This is a genomic window from Granulicella sp. L60, from assembly GCF_009765825.1.
Taxonomy (GTDB): Bacteria; Acidobacteriota; Terriglobia; order Terriglobales; family Acidobacteriaceae; genus Edaphobacter.
In genome coordinates this window covers 92,051-99,914 of sequence record NZ_LMUR01000018.1, presented here as the reverse complement: position 1 = coordinate 99,914, position 7,864 = coordinate 92,051, and the positions used below count along the sequence as shown (strand labels likewise).

The following is a 7,864-nucleotide window of genomic DNA, read 5'->3' as shown; positions in this document are numbered from 1 at the left end:
CGAGCAGCTCCGAAGCGACGATCGCCCGGTGATTGATCTGACCGGCCTCGATAAGAACTACGACTTCACCCTGTCATTTATGCCCGTGCTACCGCCCGATATTCACAAGGAGAGCCTCCCTGCCGAACTCCAGAATCTGCCTTCGATCTTCGACGCTCTACGGCAGCAGCTTGGCCTGAAACTCCAGGAGCAAAAAGGACCGGTGGAGTACTACGTCATCGACTACATCAAAAAGCCCTCCGCAAACTAGCGGCGATGTCCTGCCGGAACAGTGGATCCTCGCATCGCCGAGACAAGTTAAAAGGCGTGCGAACGCCCGCCGAATTGGGGTCCCAACAAACAGGTCTTCGTTTATGGGGTGGCTGAGCGCCGGAGGCCAGTCCAGCAGGACAAAGTCTTTCAACAGCATCTAACATGACATCTGTGACCATCGAACACCCACCCGAACACGAACAATCCACCGGAGCCCGCCCCGCCGGCGTCACCACCGAGCAGGCCGCCGCCACCTCCGTCCAGCAGATGTTCGACATCATCGCCCCCACCTACGACCGCGCCAACCACCTCCTCTCCGCCGGCATCGACCGCTACTGGTGGACCCGCACCGCCCGCCTCTTCCGCCCCATCCTCCAACACCCCGAAGCCGTCATCCTCGACCTCTGCTGCGGCACCGGCGACATGACCCTCGCCCTCTACCAACACCGCCCCAAGCAGACACAAGACCGGGTGCCCCATCTTCGCGACGGCCTCATCGTCGCTAAGGTCGGTGAAGCGCCACAGAGATCCGCAGCAGACACCCATCTGGCCTCATCACAAAGAGTGGGAGACGAAGACTCCGCCTCAACCAGAATCGCCCCCATCCTCGCCGTAGACTTCTCCCACCAGATGCTCTCCCTCGGCGCAAAAAAATTCGCCCCCCACAACATCCTCCCCATCGAAGCCGACGCCCTCCATCTCCCCATCGCGAACAACTCCGTCGACCTCGTTACCTCCGCCTTCGGCTTCCGCAACCTCGCCAACTACGAAGAGGGCCTCGCCGAACTCCACCGCATCCTCCGTCCCGGCGGCCAACTCGGCATCCTCGAAGCCAACCAGCCCGAAGGCCTCACCGGCTCCCTCTACAACCTCTACTTCAAAACCGTCCTCCCCAAACTAGGCGGCCTCATCTCCGGCCAGCGAGCCGCCTACACCTATCTCCCCACCTCGGTCGAACGCTTCCCCCGCCCCCCGCGCATGCTCCAGCTCCTCCGCGACGCCGGCTTCACCAACCCCACCTGGACCAGCTACACCTTCGGCACCGCCGGCCTCTACCACGCCACAAGACCCTGACGCCCGACCAGGTTACGCCTGCAAAATTATTCGCTAATGCGAGGCCGTAGCAGGCTGAACCGCCGCTGCTGGCACCCGCGTGCTATGCATGAAGACGATCTTCCACTCCCCTTTTTGTCTCTGAAGAACAGCCGACTCCAGCCATCTCTGGTCCACCGTCCCGGACGCGTCGGTAATCTTGCCTTTGTTGACATAAGCAATCCAAGCAGTGTCGCCGTCGATATGAACGTCCGGTTCCGTGATGTTCCACTCAAAGCGCTTCCCCGCCGCATGCTGAGCCTTGATCAGGTTAAGAATGGAATCTCCGTTAAACCGAGCGCCGCCGTCGTAGATATAAAAGCCCGGCGCGATGACCGAATCGAACTTCGCAAAATCGTCTGTAAGCGCCGACGTAAAGATTGTGCCTACCGTTGCGACAATCTTCTCCTGCTCAGCGGCCGTGGGCGCATGTTGCGTCTTTGCATGGCTGATCTTCGAAGAAGAGAGGAGTGCAAAGAAAACCAAAGTGAGGGCGAGACAACGGCGTAGCGACATAAAAGCAATACCTCCTGGAGCATCTAGCCCAACCCATCGTGGACATCGAACTTATCTCAGACACGAAGTAGGACCGAGAGATAAGACGAACCGAACTCAGGAGTGTTACGACTCCCAAACGACGTCTCACGCGCGGGAACGCACAAACCGGATCACACTGCCATGCGAAACCTGTACCATTCCCAGATGAGCACAACGGCCAAGCCCGACCAAGCCGCGACCCCTCACGCTGCCAAGCGTTCCGCCGCCCTCTTCTCCGTCGTCGCCGCCCTCGCCGTCACCCTGCTCAAGCTCCTCACCGGCCTCCTCACCGGCTCCCTCGGCATGCTCTCCGAAGCCGCCCACTCCGGCATCGACCTCATCGCCTCCGCCATCACCTTCTTCTCCGTCCAGGTCTCCGACCGCCCCGCCGACGAAGACCACAACTACGGCCACGGCAAGATCGAAAGCCTCTCCGCCGCCATCGAAACCGTCCTCATGCTCGCCTCCTGCATCTGGATCCTCACCGAAGCCCTCCACCGCATCCTCTTCCGCGAGCACCTCTCCCTCAACTTCTCCCTCTGGCCCTTCGCCGTCCTCATCCTCTCCATCACCGTCGACTACACCCGCTCCCGCAAGCTCTCCGCCATCGCCCGCGAGCACAACAGCGAAGCCCTCGCCGCCGACGCCGTCCACTTCCGCACCGACATCTGGGCCTCCCTTGCCGTCCTCCTCGGTCTCGCCGCCACCTACAGCGGCCAGCGCTGGCACATCCCGCAGCTCGAGCTCGCCGACCCCATCGCCGCCATCATCGTCTCCGCCATCATCCTCTACGTCACCTGGGGACTCGCCCGCCGCACCATCGACACCCTCACCGACGCCGTCCCCGCCGAGACCCGCGCCCAGAACAGCGGCCTCATCCACGACCTCTCTACCATCGACGGCGTCCTCTCCGTCGAACGCGTCCGCACCCGCCGCTCCGGCCCCAGCTACTTCGCCGACCTCACCCTCGGCATGCCCCGCAACCTCACCTTCCAGCGCTCCGAACAGATCACCCTCGCCGCCACCGCCGCCGTCCAGCGCCATCTCCCCGGTGCCGACGTCGTCGTTCACTCCATCCCCACCGCCTCCATCGCCGAGAGCATCCACGACCGCATCCGCGCCGTCGCCGCTCGCTCCAACCTCGCCATCCACGACGTCAGCGTGCAGGAGTACAACCACGCCCTCCACGTCGAACAGCACCTCGAAGTCAACGAGACCATGCCCCTCAGCGCCGCCCACGCCCTCGTCACCCAACTCGAATCCGACATCCGCCGCGACATCCCCGAGGTCTCCACCATCCTCACCCACATCGAGAGCGAGCCCGCCACCATCGAGCGCCCCGTCTCCCTCGACCGCGACCGCCAACTCGAAGTCCGTCTACGCCGCGCCGCCCAGGCCTTCCCCCAGATCCTCGACATCCACGACGTCCTCGTCACCCGCATCCACGACCGCATCCAGGTCAACTGTCACTGCACCCTCCCCGACGACCTCCCCATGTCGGAGGTCCACACCGCCATCACCGCCCTCGAAAACGCCTTCAAACTCGACGCCCCCGAAGTCAGCCGCCTCCTCATCCATCCCGAACCCGCCACCGACAACCGCCGCTAAATCCCTTTGTTTGTCCCTTTGTTTGTCATCCCCGCCAGGGATCTGCGTTTGCTGTTGTTCTTGCCGTTGCTGTTGCCAGCCCTTTTGTTTTGTCATCCCGTAGGGATCTGCTTCTGCCTTTGCCTGTTCTTCCTCAAGCCGGACAGCCCAGCCTTTGAATGCAAGCGGCTTCAACGCTCCGCCGCTACTTCTTCTCCGTCCCCGGCGTAAACAAAACTAACCGAACCCTCCACGTCGTAGACTCACCCGGCCGCAGCGCCACCATCCCCGTATCCATCCCCTTCCACTCCGCACCCAGCGGATCCTGAAAATTAAACTGCTCCTCGATCGCCGCAAACGTCCCGTTCTTCGGCGAGTACAGATGCACCGTTCGAATCTCCGGCGACATCCCCTCCACGCGAATCCCATACCCCCACTTCGGGTCCTCCAGCCACGCATCCACCACCCCATGCGTCCGCGTCAGATGCGAAAAGTTGTTATTCATCGAACCCTCCAGCACCCGGCCCGCCGTCGCATTGAAGTCCAACGCCGTACCCGCCACCGGATCGAGCTGCCCCGTCGTCCTTCCATCCTTGTCGTCCAGCCGCGCCACCGTCGCCGCCGCAAGATGCACCCGCGCCTGCGATCTATCCCTGCTCGGAATCGCCAGGTAAGGATGCCACCCAATCGCCATCGGCTCCTCCACACTCCCAACGTTCTTCGCCGTCACCGTCACCTCCACCGCCGCCCCCGTCAGCGCAATCGTGAAGTGCAGATCCGTCCTCGACAGCCAGTGTCCGCCGAAGTCTCCCGCATGAATCACACCCGTCACCGTCTGCCCATCCGCAGTCGTCGTCGTATGCAGCTCTTCCACCTTCATCTGGTTGATCAGCCCATGCACCGCATACTTCCCCATAAAGTCGTCCGGCAGATGAATCTCATGCCCGCGCCAGCTCGTAGACACAGTCTTTCCATCCGCCGAAACCACCCCACCCATACGGCTCGAAAACGGAATCAGAAACGCCGCGCCAAACGAGTGGTTCAGGTTGCCGTACGCATCCTCGCCCTCTCCGTTCAGCTTCGCCGCCGCCTCTTCCAGAGAAGGCGACCGCAACAACTCCACCTCGCCCCTCCCCGGCAGCATCGCCGTCATCTGAAACACATTCATCCCACGCCCCGGCAACGTCGTCACCGAAACAAACTCAGGCTTGCCGCCACTCCCCGTCGCCTCGCGCGACAACCGCAGCGCATCCACACCACCCACCTGCACCTTGCCGGAGCCCGCCTGCACCGCACCTCCAACCCCCTGCGCAACCGCTACACCACCGCCCGAAAAGATCATCGCCGCCGCAATCATCCAAGCCCAACGCAAGTCTCTGTCTCTAATATCTCTAAGCCCCATAGCAACCCACCTCCCCAAGCTTTTCTGGCATACAAAGCGACACACCATCCCACCGCGCGATAAATTGTACAGGTCACGAAATAAATACTCTCCAACGCTCCAAACAGCACTGAGCATTCACGAAAAACAATCGCCCATATCAAACCCAGATCAAACCCAGATCGAACCCAGATCAAATCAGTTCGAACCAGCTAAGACCAGATCGAAAGGAAACGATGAGACGCTCGCTCCACTCCCTTCTCCACGCCCCGAAGAACTCTCCATCCTCCATCCTTCCCAACCGCCGCCACTTCCTCCTCGGAGCCACCGCCGCCACTCTCGCCGCCGCCAGTCACACTCGCCTCTTCGCCGCAGCCTTCGCGCCCCTCCCCGGCCATCCCGAAGGCATCCTCAAGATCCAGTCCGTCGAACTCCTCGAACTCCACGGCCGCTACACCGACGAGGCCGGAGTCAACCATCAGCAGCAGGTCAACCCCCTCGACGTCTACGACGACCTACGCCCCACCCCCTACACCGACAAGCCCTCCGGCTCAAAGGAGTTCCAGACCTCCGCCATCTACCTCCGCATCCGCACTGCCGGCGGCATCGACGGCCTCTACGGCCCACTCGAAAAAAGCGCCGCCACCGTAGTCGAAGAAGAGATAAAACCCTTCCTCATGGGCAAAGACGCCCTCGCCGGCGAAGCCCTCTGGGACCAGATGTACCGCTCCAACCGCCACTCCCGCGACGGCTTCTTCATGATGGCCATCAGCGCCGTCGACAACACCCTCTGGGACATCCGCGGCAAGTACTACAACGTTCCCGTCTACCGTCTCCTCGGCGGCCCCACCCGCTCCTCCGTCGAGATGTACGCCAGCTGCCTCGGCTTCTCCCTCGAACCCGAAGCCGTCCGCACCCGCGCCCTCGCCAACAAGGCCGCAGGCTTCCGCTATCAAAAGTGGTTCATGGGCTACGGCCCCGGCTCCGGTCCCGAAGGCATGGCCAAAAACGTAGAACTCGTCCGCATCCTCCGCGAGACCCTAGGCGACGACACCGAACTCATGTTCGACGCCTACAGCGGATGGGATCAGGACTACGCCCTAGACTGGGCCCACCGCGTAGAAAAGTACCGCCCCCACTGGATGGAGGAGGTCACCCATCCCGAAAAGATCGAAGCCTTCGCCTTCATCCGCCGCAGCACCACCATCCCCATCGCCTCAGGCGAACACTTCTACGGCCGCTGGGAGGTCGAACGCTACCTCCAGGCCGGCGCTCTCTCCGTCGTCCAGGCTGACCCCGAGTGGTGCGGCGGTATCTCCGAACTCCTCCGCATCGGCACCGTCGCCAGCCTCCACGACGTCCCCGTCATCCCCCACGGACACAGCCTCCACGCTGCTCTCCACGCCATCTCCAGCCAGTCCCCCATGACCTTCCCCCTCGGCGAATACCTCATCCTCAAAATGCGCCACTACTACCACTTCGAAGCCCACCCTCTCCTCCTCGAAAAAGCCCACATCACCCTCCCCACCGGCCCCGGCTTCAACATCCAGCTCGACCCCGCCAAGATCGAATCCCAAACCATCCTGAAATCCACATAAAGCGACCAACGGGAGCCGCGCACCGAAGGGGGTACAAAAGTCACGAAGTGACCTCTCCACGAGCAGGGGGCCCGTCCGGCAGGACAGCAGTCGTCGTTCCAACCCACAGGAGACTCCCACCCCACCACCCGCATCCCAAGAGAGTGCCACCCAACCCTCCCCACCGTCGCGTCCGCCAAGCCCTAGCCGCCCTCGGCTTCACCGCAGCTCTCCTCCCCACCGCCCGCGCCGACCTCGGCGTCGTCGTAGCCGACCCCACCAACCTCGGCGCCTCACGCTACACCGTCGCCGGCCACTCCCTCGTCTACCTCTCCGGAGTCTGCGCCGTCTCTCCCATCCAGGCCCGCCTCTGCAACCCCGGCGAACAAGGCTCCGTCGTCACCATGTATCCCAACTTCCACGAGTCCCAGCCCTGGGCCTGGAACATCGTCCCCCTCAGCCTCTACCTCGAAGGCTCCCTCACCCCCGACTCCCGCCTCCTCTACGCCTCCACCTATGTCAAACAGTCCCTCGAACTCCACACCCGGCAAAACTTCTTCCAGAGCGTCTGCGCCGACGACAACTGCCCTCAGCTCCCCCACAGCTACTGGCGCGACATGATCGCCGCCACCGCCGATCGCGACCTCTTCGTCTACGCCGTCCACACCACCCCCGCCCAGGACCAGCTCGCCGTCGACTGGCTCAACCGCGACACCAACCGCAACCACTACAACCCCCTCACCAACAACTGCGCCAACTTCGCCGCCGACCTTGTTAACACCGTCTTCCCCCACTCCGTCCACCGCGACCTCCTCAACGACGTCGGCATGATGGGCCCCAAATCCGCCGCCCGCTCCTTCACCCGATGGGCCCAGAAGCAGCCCGAGCTAGGCTTCTACAGCCTGCACTTCGCCCAGCAGCCCGGCCCCATCCGCCGCTCCGGCATCGCCCGCAGCGGCACCGAGACCGTCATCCACATGAAGAAGTACCTCATCCCCGCCATCGTCCTCGGCGACTGGGAACTCCCCACCTCCATCTTCGCCTCCTACATCCTCACCGGCCGCTTCAGCCTCTATAAAGAGTTCGCCCGCTACCCATCCACCAACACCACCTCACCAACAGACGACAGCATCAAGCAGACGCTCAACGAAGCCCCACACCAAATCACCATCCCCCAACCAACCGACATCATCGGCGCCCCGCAGCAGTGGTCCACCCTCCGCACCCGCTTCGCCGCCATTCAATCCTCACCCGAAGCCCAAGCCCAAAGCCTCCCCACTCGCCAGCAGTTCGCCACCGCCACCGCCTCCGTAGATGCCGAAGGCTACCCCTGGCTCACCCTCCTCATCGCCGGCCACCCCCGCCGCGTAGGCATCCGCAGCGACAACCTCCTCGCCCCCGAATCCGATCCCCAACTCGCCTTCCAGCTCATGCTCCA

Annotated in this window: 7 protein-coding genes; 5 read left to right on the top strand and 2 right to left on the bottom strand. The window is 62.9% G+C overall.

What is annotated here, in order from left to right; all coding sequences use genetic code 11:
• A partial coding sequence (locus GSQ82_RS10800; protein WP_158792311.1) for a TIGR03435 family protein occupies positions 1-250 on the top strand: 250 nt, incomplete at its 5' end.
• Between the two features lie 164 nt (positions 251-414).
• Entirely contained in the window at positions 415-1,326 is a 912-nt protein-coding gene (locus GSQ82_RS10795; RefSeq protein ID WP_158792310.1) for a class I SAM-dependent methyltransferase, read from the top strand.
• A 33-nt stretch (positions 1,327-1,359) separates the two neighbouring features.
• Here GSQ82_RS10795 and GSQ82_RS10790 read toward each other — a convergent pair whose 3' ends face one another.
• The gene (locus GSQ82_RS10790; RefSeq protein ID WP_158792309.1) at positions 1,360-1,860 is read right to left on the bottom strand and encodes a nuclear transport factor 2 family protein; all 501 of its coding nucleotides are present in this window, start codon (positions 1,858-1,860) and stop codon (positions 1,360-1,362) included.
• A 186-nt stretch (positions 1,861-2,046) separates the two neighbouring features.
• On the opposite strand from GSQ82_RS10790, the gene GSQ82_RS10785 reads away from it, so the two are divergent.
• Entirely contained in the window at positions 2,047-3,489 is a 1,443-nt protein-coding gene (locus GSQ82_RS10785; RefSeq protein ID WP_158792308.1) for a cation diffusion facilitator family transporter, read from the top strand.
• A 184-nt stretch (positions 3,490-3,673) separates the two neighbouring features.
• Here GSQ82_RS10785 and GSQ82_RS10780 read toward each other — a convergent pair whose 3' ends face one another.
• Entirely contained in the window at positions 3,674-4,840 is a 1,167-nt protein-coding gene (locus GSQ82_RS10780) for an aldose 1-epimerase (RefSeq protein WP_158792307.1), read from the bottom strand.
• A gap of 245 nt (positions 4,841-5,085) precedes the next feature.
• Between GSQ82_RS10780 and GSQ82_RS10775 the strand changes: the two genes are divergently transcribed.
• Both GSQ82_RS10775 and GSQ82_RS10770 read left to right on the top strand, forming a co-directional pair.
• Positions 5,086-6,447: an enolase C-terminal domain-like protein gene (locus GSQ82_RS10775; protein WP_158792306.1), complete on the top strand. Its 1,362-nt coding sequence runs from the start codon at positions 5,086-5,088 to the stop codon at positions 6,445-6,447.
• A 143-nt stretch (positions 6,448-6,590) separates the two neighbouring features.
• On the top strand, positions 6,591-7,864 hold a 1,274-nt coding region (locus GSQ82_RS10770; protein ID WP_158792305.1), incomplete at its 3' end, for a hypothetical protein.

Bases quoted from the DNA above. Each gene is read 5' to 3' on its own strand.
- GSQ82_RS10775 (WP_158792306.1), top strand. From the start codon at position 5,086: ATGAGACGCTCGCTCCACTCCCTTCTCCACGCCCCGAAGAACTCTCCA.
- GSQ82_RS10790 (WP_158792309.1), bottom strand. From the start codon at position 1,860: ATGTCGCTACGCCGTTGTCTCGCCCTCACTTTGGTTTTCTTTGCACTC.
- GSQ82_RS10795 (WP_158792310.1), top strand. From the start codon at position 415: ATGACATCTGTGACCATCGAACACCCACCCGAACACGAACAATCCACC.
- GSQ82_RS10785 (WP_158792308.1), top strand. From the start codon at position 2,047: ATGAGCACAACGGCCAAGCCCGACCAAGCCGCGACCCCTCACGCTGCC.